Below are 14,240 nucleotides of genomic sequence, written 5' to 3'. Positions count from 1 at the left end.
AGTGAGATTAGTTTTACTTTAAGCATTTTTCTGTATTTCTTATTTTTGTTCTGCCTGTGTAACTTATCGATATAGCAAGCCCTGCGTGGTTTGCTTTTTCGTATTCGGGGCAGTAAACAAATGTACCATTGTGAAAACCAATAGGTGTTCCATCGTTACGAAATGTTAAATATGTTCTAGGGTAAGTTAATTTATCTTTTAGGTGTATGGCATCAACATGTAAAAGAGCTACATCGTCGTTGTCAAATACGCCTAACTTATTTGAATCTGTGAATACGGTTAGCTCTTGATGCCACTGATTTGCTACGCATTTATTGTGTTTAAGTGCACATAGTGTCACGTTTGAACCGTGCGAAACTGCATTTAATCGTGAAAGTCCAACGGCTCTATTAATTTTTGCTATGTGGTTGTCTAGTCTGTTTTCGATGATTAGTGGATGATAGTTAAACAGCGCTATATGGCACATTATCGCAATGATACTCAATACCACCATGCTCTCGAGTAAAGAGGTACCCTGACTTTGCTTGTTGCGAATGACCTTCATCCATGAAGACCTCAATTGTTACAGTTATATTAAACTTAGCTGACCCTATTTCAGTTGCAAGGTAATCTAGCAATTAATTGCAATTACTGTCGGTATCGCCATTATAAAGCGTGGTGCCAGACTGGGTGATGGTAAGCGCTTTATTGTTTTCATTGTCATTATTAGGGCAGTAAACAAAGGTACCCGCTGCTGTTGTAATGCGGCCACTGGCATCAAATATAATCGATTTATCACCTGAAAAGCTAAGACGACTATTATCAGGGATTTCGTCAAGGACTCTTAATATCACATCTCCTTGTTTTGGGTTTTGTACGCCATTGGTATTACTGTCATAGAACACAAATACAGTCCCAGATGTCCAACTGTTTGTGCAGGGAACGCGCTTATTCTGTGTAATAAGGTTTGTATCGCCACTACATACTACAACGAGGGCGTCAGTACTTGTAGCTTTCGCTCGGGCAAAAGTAAGAGTGCGTTTTAAGTCCAATAAATAATTTTCAGCTTGGTTTTCTTCTAGCATATTGCTGCTGTTCCAAAATGCAATAGCAGCGATGATGCCGACTATTGAAATAGTGACCATTAGCTCTAAAAGTGTAAAGCCGCGTTGTATATTTTTCATTCTACGCCTCTAAGTACAGATCAAATTGTGGTTACCTAACGCCGATAGCGGATGTAATATTTTTGTGATTATTATATTTTAGTTAATGATACCACTGTTGGTGATTAAATCCTCATTATTCAATTGCTTTGTTTGCTATGAACAGCAGTATTGTCTAAAATCGACTCAATAAGAATTTAAAGTAGCAATAAAAAATGAAGAAAATAGAAGCAATTATTAAGCCATTCAAATTGGATGATGTGCGTGAAGCTTTGTCAGAAGTCGGAATTACTGGTATGACAGTAAGCGAAGTAAAAGGCTTTGGTCGTCAAAAAGGACATACTGAGCTGTATCGCGGTGCCGAATACATGGTTGATTTTTTACCGAAGGTAAAATTAGACATCGTACTTGGTGATGAAGATGTTGACCGTGCAATTGACGTTATAGTAAAAACTGCGCAAACCGGTAAGATAGGTGATGGTAAGATTTTTGTAACTGATGTTGAACGCGTTGTGCGTATTCGTACTGCGGAAGAAGATGAAGACGCAATTTAATACCAATCCGCAATAATACTAAACCACTTTTAGGTATTAAACCTGGCGCTAACGGTGTTGAAAATTTCTTATTTAGAACAGCTAAATGACGGACTTTTTGCCTTGTTATCGACAAGGTTTTCTTACCTCAAAATAGATCTCTTAATTAAGTGAATTGATATAATTTCAAGCAACTAATTAAATAATAAAAAAGGCGCTATTTAAAAATAGTGCCTTTTTTATTTTCAGCCCCTATACCACCTACTTGAGTAGCTGGTTATCATTAAATATGCTTTGCCTGTAAAAACTACTCATGGTAATTCCACAGTTGATTTTTAGCCAGACCACAACATGAAAAAACATGAGCAGATACGAGAAAGCACCGGATGTGTGTTCGCTATGCCAATATCATATAGTTTAGATACCTAAATTAAAAAGGAATGAAATGAATATCCTACTCGCCATGATCCCTGCTTTTTTATGGGGCACTACGTATGCGGTAACTAAGTATGCAACGCCCGACTGGCCAGCTATTTTACTTGGCGCTATACGGTCACTGCCTGCCGGTTTACTATTATTGATCATCAAGCCTACTTGGCCGAAATTAAGGCAGTGGCGTGGTTTAATCATATTATCAACGGTCAATATTGCGTTATTTTTTAGTTTTATTTTTGTAATGGCGGTTAATTTACCTGCTGCAATTGCTGGGGTAGGGATGGTCTCTGTGCCTGTTGTAGCTTTGTTGTATGCATGGCTTTTTAAAGGGCAGCGACCTGCGCTATTGCAGTCAGTGTGTGCATTAACTTTAGTTTATTTAGCATGGCTGTTGTTCGACCCACAACACGTTTCGCTTAATCTGTTAGGTATTACAGCACTAATAGGAGCACTATTGACAATCGTTATCGGCAGTACATTAGTGCAGAAGATCACTACGCACATCCATTGGTGGACAGTGCTGACTTGGCAATTGATTTTAGGTGGTTTATCACTGACTGTTGCAGCAATAGTGCAAGCATTTTATATTAAACCAGAGGCTTATCAAATACTGGCTCAGGGGGTTACTCCAAATCAATGGTTTGTACTATTTTGGTTAGTTGTGCCCAATACTGCGCTTGCCTATACACTATATGTTTGGCTTCTTGGGCGGATGAGCGTAGTTGAGTTTACCTTTGGCACGATTGCTAACCCAATTGCAGGTATTATTTGTGCCATCGTATTATTAAATGAGCAATACCAAGCATGGCAATATTTGATTATGGTTTTAATGATATGTTTTTCAGTATTACCGCAAGTCATTAAGTTAATTAAAAACAGAGTAAAAAAGGCTTAAGGTGTTAGTTTATACTTAAAAGGGTTGCTTAAATAGCAACCCTTTTAAAAGATGTTAGCAATTTAACTGTGGTATTTCTCACAGGCCTCTAACGTGTTTTCAATCAGGCTTGCAACCGTCATTGGCCCAACACCACCAGGTACAGGCGTAATGAAGTGCGCTTTTTGTTCAGCTATATCATACTGTACATCACCCACTAGTTTGCCCGTATCTAAGCGGTTAATACCGACATCGATAACCATCGCACCTTCTTTAACCCAATCACCCGGTATAAACTCAGGTTTACCTACCGCAACTACCAGTAAATCAGCACGACGCACATGAGTCTCTAAATCTTGAGTAAATTTATGACACACCGTTGTAGTACAACCTGCAAGTAGTAACTCTAATGCCATCGGGCGGCCAACGATATTTGATGCACCAACAACTACAGCATGCATTCCTTTATATTTAACGCCTGTAGAATCAAGTAGTGTGATAATTCCTTTAGGTGTACAAGGGCGCAATGCAGGCATACGCTGTGCTAAACGGCCGATATTGTAAGGGTGAAAACCATCCACATCTTTTAACGGTGTAATACGCTCAAGAATTTTTTCTGCGTCAAGGCTTTCTGGTAAAGGTAATTGAACTAAAATACCGTCTACTGTTTTATCATTATTTAGTTCATCGACTAGATCTAATAGTGCTTGCTCTGATGTGTCAGCAGGTAAATCAAATGATTTTGATACAAAACCAACTTCTTCACAGGCTTTGCGCTTTGAACCAACATAGACTTGACTCGCAGGGTCTTGTCCTACAAGTACAACCGCAAGTCCCGGAGCACGTAATCCATTTGCTACTCGTTCACTTACTTTCTCTGCTACTGCACTACGTACTTGTTTAGCTATTGCCTTACCATCGATGATGTTTGCCGTCATGGGTGACCTTTAATTAGGGTTAGTTAACTTGAAAGCGATACATAGCAAGAAACAATCGTTTTTTAAGGGGTAAACGAGACTGGCTTTAGCCAGCGCTGTTTGTCTTGCTATTTAGTCTGTCTATTTTCGCAGAAAAGCACCAAAGCGCCAAGTTGCTTTTTTTAGATATGCAGTACAATTAAATAAAACAGTTGAAATTTTAGCTTATTTTTACAATATTTAGGCATTGTGAACTAAAAATGACCGATTGATTTATTTTCTTAAAAAAAGGTTTGACCTAATCCAGTCAAATCACTATTATGCACCCCGTTGTCAACGAGGTCACTCGCAGGCAATATTAAGCATCGGCGATTAGCGCAGTTTGGTAGCGCACTTGGTTTGGGTCCAAGGGGTCGCAGGTTCAAATCCTGCATCGCCGACCACTTTTTTAAATTTTAAAGTGTCGCAAGATTGGCTTAGATACATCTAATTCAGTCGCAGGATAAAATTCTGTATTGCTGATCACTGTTTAAATAAGGTAGCTTATTGGTTTGCTATGAAGTTTTCGATGCGCCCATAGCTCAGCTGGATAGAGCAACGCCCTTCTAAGGCGTCGGTCGAAGGTTCGAATCCTTCTGGGTGCGCCATTTCGAAAACAAGTAAATGCCGTGGTGATTGTAGCTCAGTTGGTAGAGCCCCGGATTGTGATTCCGGTTGTCGTGGGTTCGAGCCCCATCAGTCACCCCAATTTACAAAAAGAATATCGGCGATTAGCGCAGTTTGGTAGCGCACTTGGTTTGGGTCCAAGGGGTCGCAGGTTCAAATCCTGCATCGCCGACCACTTTCTTAAAGTGGTCTTAAACTCACCGTTTAAGTGTTCAATAGGAAATAGAAGTTTCATACTTCAATATCGGCGATTAGCGCAGTTTGGTAGCGCACTTGGTTTGGGTCCAAGGGGTCGCAGGTTCAAATCCTGCATCGCCGACCACTTTCTTTTCCCATTAGTTTTCTCTTCTTGTTTAATTAAATATATTTTTTTATTGTTATCACCCTATGAAAGCGCACTTTTTATCCATTTAGCTTCTATAATTCGCGTTCTAACCAAATAATTGCCCCCATCACTCGACTATCATAAATATTAGGTTATAATGCCGCGTCTATTGTTTAACATAGTGCCCGAAGGGCAGAGCAGCATTGGTATCTTATAGTGAAGATGGAGTTTAAACGTCCTTTTAGTGGCTTTTAACGTATCAAACGCATAGTGATAACCGTGTTTGTAAGGAAGGCGAACAGTCGCCAAAATTGAAGATTGAGGTAAATCATGCAAGTTTCTGTTGAGACGACTCAAGGCCTTGAGCGCCGTCTGACCATCACCGTTCCTGCAGAGAACGTTGAGACCGAAGTAAAAAAACGCTTACAACAACTGTCTAAAACCCAGCGTATTGATGGTTTCCGTCCTGGTAAAGTACCAACGTCTGTAATCAACAAACGTTACGGTGGCGCAGTGCGTCAAGAAGTTGCTGGTGAACTAATGCAGCGTAACTTCTACGAAGCAATCGTAGCTGAAAAAATCAACCCAGCAGGTACACCTACTTTCGCTCCTAAAGCGTTAGAAGCTGGCAAAGATTTAGAATTCTCTGCAACATTTGAAGTTTACCCTGAAGTTGAAGTTCAAGGTTTAAACAAGATTGCTGTAGAAAAACCAGCTGTTACTGTCACTGACGAAGATTTAGCTAACATGCTAGAAACACTTCGTAAGCAACATGCTGAGTGGGCTGATGTTGATGCTGCTGCTGGCGAAAATGACCGTGTAACGGTTGACTTCGAAGGCAAAATCGATGGTGAAGTATTTGAAGGCGGTAAAGCTGAAGACTTCCCACTAGAACTTGGCCAAGGTCGTATGATCCCAGGTTTTGAAGATAACATCGTTGGTAAGAAAGCAGGCGAAGAAGTTGTTGCTGATGTAACATTCCCTGAAGATTACCACGCTGAAAATCTTAAAGGTAAAGCTGCTCAATTCACAATCACTGTAAAAAAAGTAGAAGCTCAAGAGCTTCCTGAACTTAGCGAAGAATTCGCAACTAAGTTCGGTGTGACTGAAGGTGGCGTTGACGCACTTAAAGAAGAAGTTAAAAAGAACATGACACGTGAGCTTGACCAAGCGGTTAAAGCTAACGTTAAAGATCAAGCTATCAAAGGTCTTTTAGCTAACAACGAAATCGACGTGCCAAAAGCGCTAGTAGATCAAGAAATTGATGCACTACGTCAACAAGCAGCACAACGTTTTGGTGGCGACGCTAAAAACATGCCTGAGCTTCCAGCTGAATTGTTCCATGAGCAAGCAGTAACGCGCGTAAAAACTGGCCTTTTATTAGGTGAAGTTATTAAAGCGAACGAGATCAAAGTTGATGACGCTAAAGTTGAAGCGTTAATCGCTAATGTTGCATCAGCATACGAAGATCCAACTGAAGTAGTAGAATACTACAAAGCAAATGATCAACTTATGCAGCAAATGCGTAATGTTGCAATGGAAGAGCAAGCTGTAGAAGCTATTTTAGCTAAAGCAGACGTTTCTGATGTTGAAAAAGCATTTGATGACATCATGAATCCACAGCAAGGTGCTTAATAAGTCATTGACTTAAGCCCTCGCTAACGATTAAATGGCTCGTGTTACTCTGTATTTTGCAGTGTGCCCGAGCCATTTTAGTTTGTGGCCTTCAATTTTGCCTAAAAGATAACTATGCTTTTCTTATATTCAGGATAAGTATAAGCGCATAAGGAATAAAATAAGTATGAACAACACTGGTATGACAGATCCTCTAAATGCATTAGTCCCAATGGTTGTTGAACAAACAGCGAAAGGCGAGCGCTCGTATGATATATATTCGAGACTATTAAAAGAGAGAATCATTTTTTTAACTGGTCAAGTTGAAGACAACATGGCGAACCTAATTTTAGCGCAAATGCTATTTTTAGAATCAGAGAACCCTGAAAAAGATATCTTTTTATATATCAATTCACCGGGTGGTTCTGTGACAGCGGGTATGGCAATTTACGATACCATGAACTTTATTAAACCAGATGTAAGTACTATTTGTGTTGGCCAAGCGGCGAGCATGGGTGCATTCTTACTAACAGCTGGTGCTAAAGGTAAGCGTTACTGTTTGCCTAATTCTCGCGTGATGATTCACCAACCTTTAGGTGGTTTCCAAGGTCAAGCATCTGACTTTGAAATTCATGCTAAAGAAATCCTGTCTATTAAAGACAAGCTTAATCGTTTAATGGCAGAGCATACTGGCCAACCATTAGATGTGATTTCACGCGATACAGACCGCGACAACTTTATGAGCGCAAGCCAAGCCGTTGATTACGGCCTAGTTGACTCGGTATTTACTAATCGCGACAGTAAGTAAAAAGGCTAAGTGAGTACTAACGGTACTCACTTGAATTGTTTACACTGTGAAAGCCAATTATTTTTGGTATAGTTAAGCGTATTGAAATAGCTGCTAAGAAGTTTGGCAGCCAACGTATAAGATGAGGTAGCTGAATGTCTGACACTCCTACAGACGGCGACAAAAGTAATAAATTGTTATACTGCTCTTTTTGTGGCAAAAGCCAGCATGAAGTTCGCAAACTCATTGCAGGGCCTTCAGTATACATTTGTGATGAATGTGTTGAGCTGTGTAACGACATTATCAGGGAAGAGATCAAAGACATTGCGCCAAAGCACAATACGTCTGATAAACTGCCTGCCCCTAAAGAAATTCGTAACCATTTAGATGATTATGTAATTGGCCAAGATCATGCCAAAAAAGTATTGTCGGTAGCGGTTTATAACCACTACAAGCGCCTACGTAATCAAAGCACTAAAGTTGATATTGAACTTGGTAAAAGTAATATCTTGTTAATTGGTCCAACGGGTAGTGGTAAAACATTACTTGCAGAGACGCTTGCACGTTTACTTGATGTACCATTTACAATGGCTGATGCAACCACACTAACCGAAGCCGGTTATGTAGGTGAAGATGTTGAAAACATCATTCAAAAGCTGCTTCAAAAGTGTGACTACGACGTAGAAAAAGCGCAACGTGGTATTGTTTATATTGATGAAATTGATAAAATTTCACGCAAATCTGATAATCCATCAATTACCCGTGACGTATCAGGCGAAGGCGTACAGCAAGCCCTATTGAAACTGATTGAAGGCACCGTTGCATCAGTACCACCACAAGGTGGTCGTAAACACCCACAACAAGAGTTTTTGCAGGTTGATACCTCTAAAATCTTATTTATCTGTGGTGGTGCATTCGCAGGGCTTGATAAAGTGATTGAGCAACGCAGCCATAAAAATACCGGTATTGGTTTTGGTGTTAGCGTTAAAGAATCTGCATCAAGTCGCTCTTTAAGTGAAACATTTAAAGATGTAGAGCCAGAAGATTTAGTAAAATACGGCCTGATCCCTGAGTTTATTGGTCGTTTACCCGTTGTTGCTACGTTAACTGAGCTAGACGAAGCTGCGTTAGTGCAAATCTTAGATGAGCCTAAAAACGCACTGACTAAGCAGTACAGCGCATTATTTGGTATGGAAGACGTTGAGCTTGAATTCCGTGAAGATGCATTACGTGCAATTGCCCACAAAGCAATGGAGCGTAAAACAGGTGCACGTGGCTTACGTTCAATTGTTGAAGCTGTATTACTTGATACCATGTATGAACTTCCATCAATGGAAGAAGTCAGCAAAGTGGTTATCGATGAAACAGTGATCAAAGGTGAATCAGACCCAATTTTGATTTATCAAAGTGCCAGCCAAGATAAAGCTGCATCAGAGTGAAATTTAATCACTGAGAATTGAAAAAGGAGCCTAAGGCTCCTTTTTTTATAATTTTTTCTTACAAATCACATAAATTGTTGAACTTTACTTAGGTTATCCCCATATACTTGAGTAATCATTAAAATAAATGAAGAGCGAAGAGAATATAATGACGCTTGAGAGAACAGATCGAGTCGAAATCCCGGTGCTGGCACTGCGCGATGTTGTGGTTTACCCGCACATGGTGATCCCGCTTTTTGTAGGCCGCGAAAAATCCATTAAATGCCTAGAAGCGGCAATGGATAAAGACAAACAAATTTTCCTTGTTGCGCAAAAAGACGCAACAGTAGATGAGCCTGAGCAAGACGACATATATCGTGTTGGTACAATTGCGACTGTTTTACAGCTGCTTAAACTGCCTGACGGTACTGTAAAAGTACTTGTTGAAGGTATTCAGCGCGCAAAATTAGAAGATTTCGTTGATAACGATGATTTCTTTGTAGCGAATGCTCAGTTTATCAGCTCTGAAGAAATAGAAGAGCAAGAACAAGATATTTTCATTAGCAGCGCAATCAGTCAATTTGAAGGCTATGTAAAGCTCAATAAAAAAATTCCACCAGAAGTATTAACCTCTGTGAGTGGTATTGATGAAGCGCCACGCCTTGCTGATACTATGGCTGCACATATGCCATTAAAAGTACCTGAAAAACAAAAAGTGCTTGAAATCGCCGATGTTACTGAACGCCTAGAGTACCTAATGGCGTTGATGGAAGGCGAAATAGACTTATTGCAAGTTGAGAAAAAAATTCGTACTCGCGTTAAAAAGCAGATGGAAAAATCTCAACGTGAGTATTACCTCAATGAGCAAATGAAGGCTATTCAAAAAGAGTTAGGTGAACTTGATGATGTACCCGATGAATTCGAAGCGTTGAAAAAGCGTATTGAAGACTCAGGTATGAGCAGTGATGCACAAGAAAAAGCCAATTCAGAGTTAGCTAAATTAAAAATGATGTCGCCAATGTCAGCCGAAGCTACTGTTGTGCGTTCATATATTGACACGCTAATTAATGTTCCATGGAAAAAGCGCTCTAAAGTGAAAAAAGATCTTGCCGGCGCTCAAAAGATTTTAGATAGCGATCACCATGGTCTTGATAAAGTAAAAGAACGTATTATTGAGTACCTCGCGGTTCAACAACGTACTAATAAGCTTAAAGGTCCAATTTTGTGTTTAGTGGGTCCCCCTGGTGTTGGTAAAACCTCACTAGGCCAGTCGATTGCTCGCTCAACAGGTCGTAAGTATATTCGTATGGCGCTTGGTGGCGTTCGTGATGAAGCTGAAATCCGTGGCCATCGTCGTACTTACATTGGCTCGATGCCAGGTAAACTGATTCAAAATATGAGTAAAGTGGGCGTTAAAAACCCATTATTCTTGTTAGATGAAATCGACAAAATGTCATCGGATATGCGTGGCGACCCAGCATCAGCATTATTAGAAGTACTTGATCCAGAGCAAAATAGCCATTTTGCGGATCACTACTTAGAAGTTGATTACGACTTATCAGATGTTATGTTTGTTGCCACATCCAACAGCTTTAACATTCCAGGCCCATTACTAGACAGAATGGAAGTAATTCGTTTATCGGGTTACACCGAAGATGAAAAACTTAATATTGCCAAAGAGCATTTAATTCCAAAGCAAATCAAACGCAATGGTCTTAAAAACAACGAAGTTGTAATAGAAGACAGTGCTATCGTGGGTATTATTCGCTATTACACTCGTGAAGCTGGTGTCCGTAACTTGGAACGTGAAGTGTCTAAGTTGTGTCGTAAAGCTGTAAAGAACATCTTGCTTGAGAAAGAAACAAAAGTAGTCACGATTAATGAGCAAAACCTAGAAGAGTTCTTAGGTGTGCAGCGTTTTGATTACGGTAAAGCAGAAGATGGTGACCGTATTGGCCAAGTTACTGGTTTAGCGTGGACAGAAGTAGGCGGCGATTTATTAACAATCGAATGCGCGGCTGTGCCAGGTAAAGGCAAGTTAAGCTACACAGGCTCATTGGGCGATGTGATGCAAGAGTCGATTCAAGCAGCGATGACTGTAGTACGTAATCGTGCTGATACTTTCCGTATTAATGATGATTTTTACGAGAAGCGTGACATCCATGTGCATGTACCAGAGGGCGCTACGCCAAAAGATGGCCCAAGTGCGGGTGCTGCTATGGTAACGGGTTTAGTATCAAGCTTAACCGGTAACCCAGTAAAAGCTGACGTAGCGATGACAGGTGAAATTACACTTCGAGGTGAAGTATTGCCTATTGGTGGCCTTAAAGAAAAATTATTGGCGGCGCATCGTGGTGGAATTAAAACCGTTATTATTCCAAAAATTAACGAACGTGACTTAAAAGAGATCCCTGACAATGTGTTGGCTGGCCTTGATATTCACCCTGTTACATGGATTGATGAGGTTTTAAAATTAGCACTTGTGCACCCAGTTGAAAGTTTTTCAGTCGAAACGGCTAAAAACCAGTAAAAAACCTAAAAAAAGTGCTTTAAAGGGCTTTTCAAATCTAGATGGTATGATAAGTTAAGCACTGGTTTTCAAGCCTAGGCCTTATGTAGCCTAGGCTTAAGAAAAAATACAATCGTATGAGCATGAAATAGTTTGCTCCAAATTTTCAAAACAGTGATGTTAGTTTAAAAAACAATCGCTCTTGATAATAACAATGAAAGAGGATGATATTGTGAATAAATCTCAATTAATCGATCAAATCGCAGCTGACGCTGACATTTCTAAAGCGGCTGCAGGTCGTGCACTAGATTCATTCATCGAGTCTGTATCTGGCGCTCTTAAAGATGGCGATTCAGTAGCACTAGTAGGTTTCGGTACTTTTTCTGTACGTGAACGTGCAGCGCGTTCAGGCCGTAACCCACAAACTGGCGAGACAATTCAAATTGCCGCAGCGACTATCCCAGCTTTCAAAGCGGGTAAAGCGCTAAAAGATGCATGTAACAGCTAATTATTGTTTTCAATGAGTTAGTTTTGGTAGTTAAAGAAGCTAGTCGCTTTTTAGCACAAACAGCTGTCTTTATCGCCAACAGCTTCAAGAAAAAAAGCGTATCTGGTAAGATACGCTTTTTTTACATGAGCTAGGCGATTTCTGCCTCAGAATAGAATAGAGATAAATAAATGCTTGAGAAAATCAGAGAAGGTTCGCAAGGACCGGTAGCCAAAGTTATTTTAGGTGCAGTGATTTTATCTTTTGCTTTAGCAGGGATCGGTGGTTACTTAGGTCAAACCACAGAGCAGCCAGTTGCTGAAGTAAATGGTATTAAAATTAGCCAAACAGAATTTAACCGTGCTTACCAAAATGAGCGTAACCGTTTAGAACAGCAATTTGGTGAGTACTTCGCACAAATTTCTGCTGATCCAAATTACATGGCGCAAATTCGCCAAGGTGTTGTTGATCGCCTAGTACAGCAAGAATTGCAAACACAACTAGCTTACGAGCTAGGCCTTCGTGTTAGCGATGACAGTGTTAAAAAAGCAATTTTAGAATTGCCATACTTTCAAATTGGCGGCCAGTTTAATAACGATCGTTACTTGCAAGTTATTCGTCAAATGAACTTCCAACCGGATGCATTTCGTGAATTCCTTCGTGAAGACATGACACGTAGCCAGCTTATTTCTGCTGTAGCGGGAACGGACTTTGCGCTTGATAACGAGTTAGCGAGTGCTGTAGCACTTCAGCAGCAAACACGTGCGATTGATTACGTTGTAATTAGTAAAGAGTCACTTCAAGAAGGTGTAGATGTTAGCGAGCAAGAAATAGCTGATTACTACGACCTTAACACTTCACAGTTTATGGCTCCAGAACAAGTAGCAGTTAGCTATATTGACTTAAATGCGGCTGAATTAAATTTACAAAGTAATGTCACTGAAGAACAAGTAAAAGCTTACTATGAACAAAATAGTGCACAATACTTAGAGCCTGAAAAACGTCGTGTATCTCATATCTTAATAGATAACAGTGAAGACGATGATGCAGCAAAAAGTAAAGCTGAAGACTTGTTAACACAATTACAGCAAGGCGCAGATTTTTCAGCACTCGCTGAGTCGTCATCAGATGATATCGTCAGCGCTGAAATGGGTGGTGATTTAGACTGGATTGAACGCGACATGATGGATCCTGCATTTGAAGAGGCGGCTTTTGCACTCAATGCAAAAGGTGACTTTTCTGATGTTGTCGAATCTGAATTTGGCTACCATATTATTCAGCTAACAGATATTCAGCGCCAACAAACTAAGGCGTACGATGATGTGAAAGCTGATTTACGTGCAGAGCTTGAGCGCACTGAAAAAGTGAATGCTTTCTATGAAAAGCAAACACAAATGAGTGAAGTTGCATTTGAAATGTCTGATAACTTAGTTGATGCAGCACAAGTTGTTAATGTTGAAGTTACGACAACGCCTCTTTTAGCACGCAACGCTTTACCTGAGCCTCTAAATACACCTGCGGTGATGAGTGCTATTTTCTCACCAGATGTGCTTGAAGACGGTATGAACTCAGAAGTAATAGAAATTGCTGATGAGCGTGTTGTTATTGTTCGTGTTAGCGAGTATGTGCCAGCTTCGACTAAGCCATTGAATGATGTTTCTGAGCAAATAAAAGCTCGTTTAGTCAGTCAAAAAGCATCTGAACTTGCAAAAGAAAAGGCTTCTGAACTATTTGCAGAAATCTCATCAGGCAAGAGCTTAACTGCACTTGCATCTGAACAAGGTTTAGAGGTTCGTAATGAAGCTGCACTTACTCGTCAAGCATTCACAGTGTCACCTGCAATTGTTCAGCAAGTATTTAAAATGGCACGCCCTGAAGGGAACCCTGTTGTTGAGAAAGTAGAGCTTAACAATGGTGATGCTGCAATTGTTGCACTTAAGTCAGTGACGAATGGTACTGTTCAAGGTGAAATTGAAGCACAACAAAAGCAAAATATTACAATGAGCCAAGTAAATAAAAACTACATGGTTTTCATTGATGCCTTAAAAGCCAAAGCAGAATTAAACTTACCACAGGCACAAGTTGCCGCAGAGTAAGATTTAGTTAGTTACTAAAAAGCGCCGCAAGGCGCTTTTTTTATATTTAAAATTCAATATGTTCACCTGATATGAATTTAAGCATGTTCTTATACCAATTCGCTTAATTAAGTGAGCTATTTTGAGGGTTGAAAAACGTGTTGATAGTAAGGCAAAAAGTTCGCTATTTAGTTGTTCTAAATGAGAATTTTTTAACGCAGTTAGCGACACGTTTAGCCCCGCAAAATGATTAAGTATTATTGCGGATTAATATTACGTTTAGGCAAACACATAGTGATGGATTATTACGACTCTGTAAGCTTTTCTAAAGGCATTTTACAATTACTATGAAACTCAATAGCTTCTAGTATCACTGTATGCGAGGGCGCTTTTGAGCGTATTTAATCAATGGCAATAATTGAAGTGTTGATTTTATATTTTAGCGGTGTGTTCTGCTT

The 14,240-nt window shown here is 40.0% G+C and carries 11 protein-coding genes and 5 tRNA genes; 13 read left to right on the top strand and 3 right to left on the bottom strand.

Going from position 1 to position 14,240, the window contains the following annotated elements:
* Positions 1-13: 13 nt before the first annotated feature.
* Both ACFI4Z_RS02555 and ACFI4Z_RS02550 read right to left on the bottom strand, forming a co-directional pair.
* Positions 14-544 carry a GspH/FimT family pseudopilin gene (locus ACFI4Z_RS02555; RefSeq protein ID WP_462669188.1) on the bottom strand — a complete coding sequence of 177 codons (531 nt, stop codon included), beginning with the start codon at positions 542-544 and terminating at the stop codon, positions 14-16.
* A gap of 73 nt (positions 545-617) precedes the next feature.
* Positions 618-1,163 carry a GspH/FimT family pseudopilin gene (locus ACFI4Z_RS02550; RefSeq protein ID WP_462669187.1) on the bottom strand — a complete coding sequence of 182 codons (546 nt, stop codon included), beginning with the start codon at positions 1,161-1,163 and terminating at the stop codon, positions 618-620.
* Positions 1,164-1,357: 194 nt separating this feature from the next.
* On the opposite strand from ACFI4Z_RS02550, the gene glnB reads away from it, so the two are divergent.
* Positions 1,358-1,696, top strand: a complete 339-nt coding sequence (gene glnB, locus ACFI4Z_RS02545) for a nitrogen regulatory protein P-II (protein WP_394192163.1) — start codon at positions 1,358-1,360, stop codon at positions 1,694-1,696.
* A gap of 424 nt (positions 1,697-2,120) precedes the next feature.
* The gene (locus ACFI4Z_RS02540; protein WP_462669186.1) at positions 2,121-3,005 is read left to right on the top strand and encodes a DMT family transporter; all 885 of its coding nucleotides are present in this window, start codon (positions 2,121-2,123) and stop codon (positions 3,003-3,005) included.
* Between the two features lie 62 nt (positions 3,006-3,067).
* Here the strand turns inward: ACFI4Z_RS02540 and folD are convergent, their stop codons facing one another.
* Positions 3,068-3,922 carry a bifunctional methylenetetrahydrofolate dehydrogenase/methenyltetrahydrofolate cyclohydrolase FolD gene (gene folD / locus ACFI4Z_RS02535; RefSeq protein WP_462669185.1) on the bottom strand — a complete coding sequence of 285 codons (855 nt, stop codon included), beginning with the start codon at positions 3,920-3,922 and terminating at the stop codon, positions 3,068-3,070.
* Between the two features lie 345 nt (positions 3,923-4,267).
* On the opposite strand from folD, the gene ACFI4Z_RS02530 reads away from it, so the two are divergent.
* The 11 genes from ACFI4Z_RS02530 to ppiD all read left to right on the top strand — a co-directional run bounded on the left by ACFI4Z_RS02530 (position 4,268) and on the right by ppiD (position 13,803).
* Positions 4,268-4,344, top strand: a tRNA-Pro gene (locus ACFI4Z_RS02530).
* 127 nt (positions 4,345-4,471) lie between these two features.
* Positions 4,472-4,548, top strand: a tRNA-Arg gene (locus ACFI4Z_RS02525).
* A 24-nt stretch (positions 4,549-4,572) separates the two neighbouring features.
* Positions 4,573-4,648, top strand: a tRNA-His gene (locus ACFI4Z_RS02520).
* 17 nt (positions 4,649-4,665) lie between these two features.
* A tRNA-Pro gene (locus ACFI4Z_RS02515) sits at positions 4,666-4,742 on the top strand.
* 70 nt (positions 4,743-4,812) lie between these two features.
* A tRNA-Pro gene (locus ACFI4Z_RS02510) sits at positions 4,813-4,889 on the top strand.
* A 333-nt stretch (positions 4,890-5,222) separates the two neighbouring features.
* Positions 5,223-6,527, top strand: coding sequence for a trigger factor (tig, locus tag ACFI4Z_RS02505; RefSeq protein WP_462669184.1), 1,305 nt, complete (start codon positions 5,223-5,225; stop codon positions 6,525-6,527).
* A gap of 166 nt (positions 6,528-6,693) precedes the next feature.
* Positions 6,694-7,314 carry an ATP-dependent Clp endopeptidase proteolytic subunit ClpP gene (gene clpP, locus ACFI4Z_RS02500; RefSeq protein ID WP_087530793.1) on the top strand — a complete coding sequence of 207 codons (621 nt, stop codon included), beginning with the start codon at positions 6,694-6,696 and terminating at the stop codon, positions 7,312-7,314.
* A 134-nt stretch (positions 7,315-7,448) separates the two neighbouring features.
* Positions 7,449-8,732 (top strand): ATP-dependent protease ATP-binding subunit ClpX, encoded by a 1,284-nt coding sequence (clpX, locus tag ACFI4Z_RS02495; RefSeq protein WP_087530792.1) that lies wholly within the window; start codon positions 7,449-7,451, stop codon positions 8,730-8,732.
* Positions 8,733-8,880: 148 nt separating this feature from the next.
* Positions 8,881-11,241, top strand: coding sequence for an endopeptidase La (gene lon, locus ACFI4Z_RS02490; RefSeq protein ID WP_462669183.1), 2,361 nt, complete (start codon positions 8,881-8,883; stop codon positions 11,239-11,241).
* 184 nt (positions 11,242-11,425) lie between these two features.
* A complete protein-coding gene (locus ACFI4Z_RS02485) occupies positions 11,426-11,728 on the top strand; it encodes an HU family DNA-binding protein (protein WP_290209683.1) in 303 nt (100 codons plus the stop codon).
* 170 nt (positions 11,729-11,898) lie between these two features.
* Complete coding sequence (gene ppiD / locus ACFI4Z_RS02480; protein WP_462669182.1) at positions 11,899-13,803, top strand: peptidylprolyl isomerase; 1,905 nt, start codon at positions 11,899-11,901, stop codon at positions 13,801-13,803.
* Positions 13,804-14,240 lie beyond the last annotated feature (437 nt).

The sequence above is a fragment of the Pseudoalteromonas sp. RWi3 genome, from assembly GCF_054960735.1.
The sequence above is the reverse complement of the archived record's forward strand: the minus strand, read 5'-3'. Positions and strand labels throughout refer to the sequence as shown.

Excerpts from the sequence above, each read along its gene's own strand:
- ACFI4Z_RS02555 (WP_462669188.1), bottom strand. The coding sequence starts at position 544 with ATGAAGGTCATTCGCAACAAGCAAAGTCAGGGTACCTCTTTACTCGAG.
- ACFI4Z_RS02550 (WP_462669187.1), bottom strand. The coding sequence starts at position 1,163 with ATGAAAAATATACAACGCGGCTTTACACTTTTAGAGCTAATGGTCACT.
- glnB (WP_394192163.1), top strand. The coding sequence starts at position 1,358 with ATGAAGAAAATAGAAGCAATTATTAAGCCATTCAAATTGGATGATGTG.
- ACFI4Z_RS02540 (WP_462669186.1), top strand. The coding sequence starts at position 2,121 with ATGAATATCCTACTCGCCATGATCCCTGCTTTTTTATGGGGCACTACG.
- folD (WP_462669185.1), bottom strand. The coding sequence starts at position 3,922 with ATGACGGCAAACATCATCGATGGTAAGGCAATAGCTAAACAAGTACGT.
- tig (WP_462669184.1), top strand. The coding sequence starts at position 5,223 with ATGCAAGTTTCTGTTGAGACGACTCAAGGCCTTGAGCGCCGTCTGACC.
- clpP (WP_087530793.1), top strand. The coding sequence starts at position 6,694 with ATGAACAACACTGGTATGACAGATCCTCTAAATGCATTAGTCCCAATG.
- clpX (WP_087530792.1), top strand. The coding sequence starts at position 7,449 with ATGTCTGACACTCCTACAGACGGCGACAAAAGTAATAAATTGTTATAC.
- lon (WP_462669183.1), top strand. The coding sequence starts at position 8,881 with ATGACGCTTGAGAGAACAGATCGAGTCGAAATCCCGGTGCTGGCACTG.
- ppiD (WP_462669182.1), top strand. The coding sequence starts at position 11,899 with ATGCTTGAGAAAATCAGAGAAGGTTCGCAAGGACCGGTAGCCAAAGTT.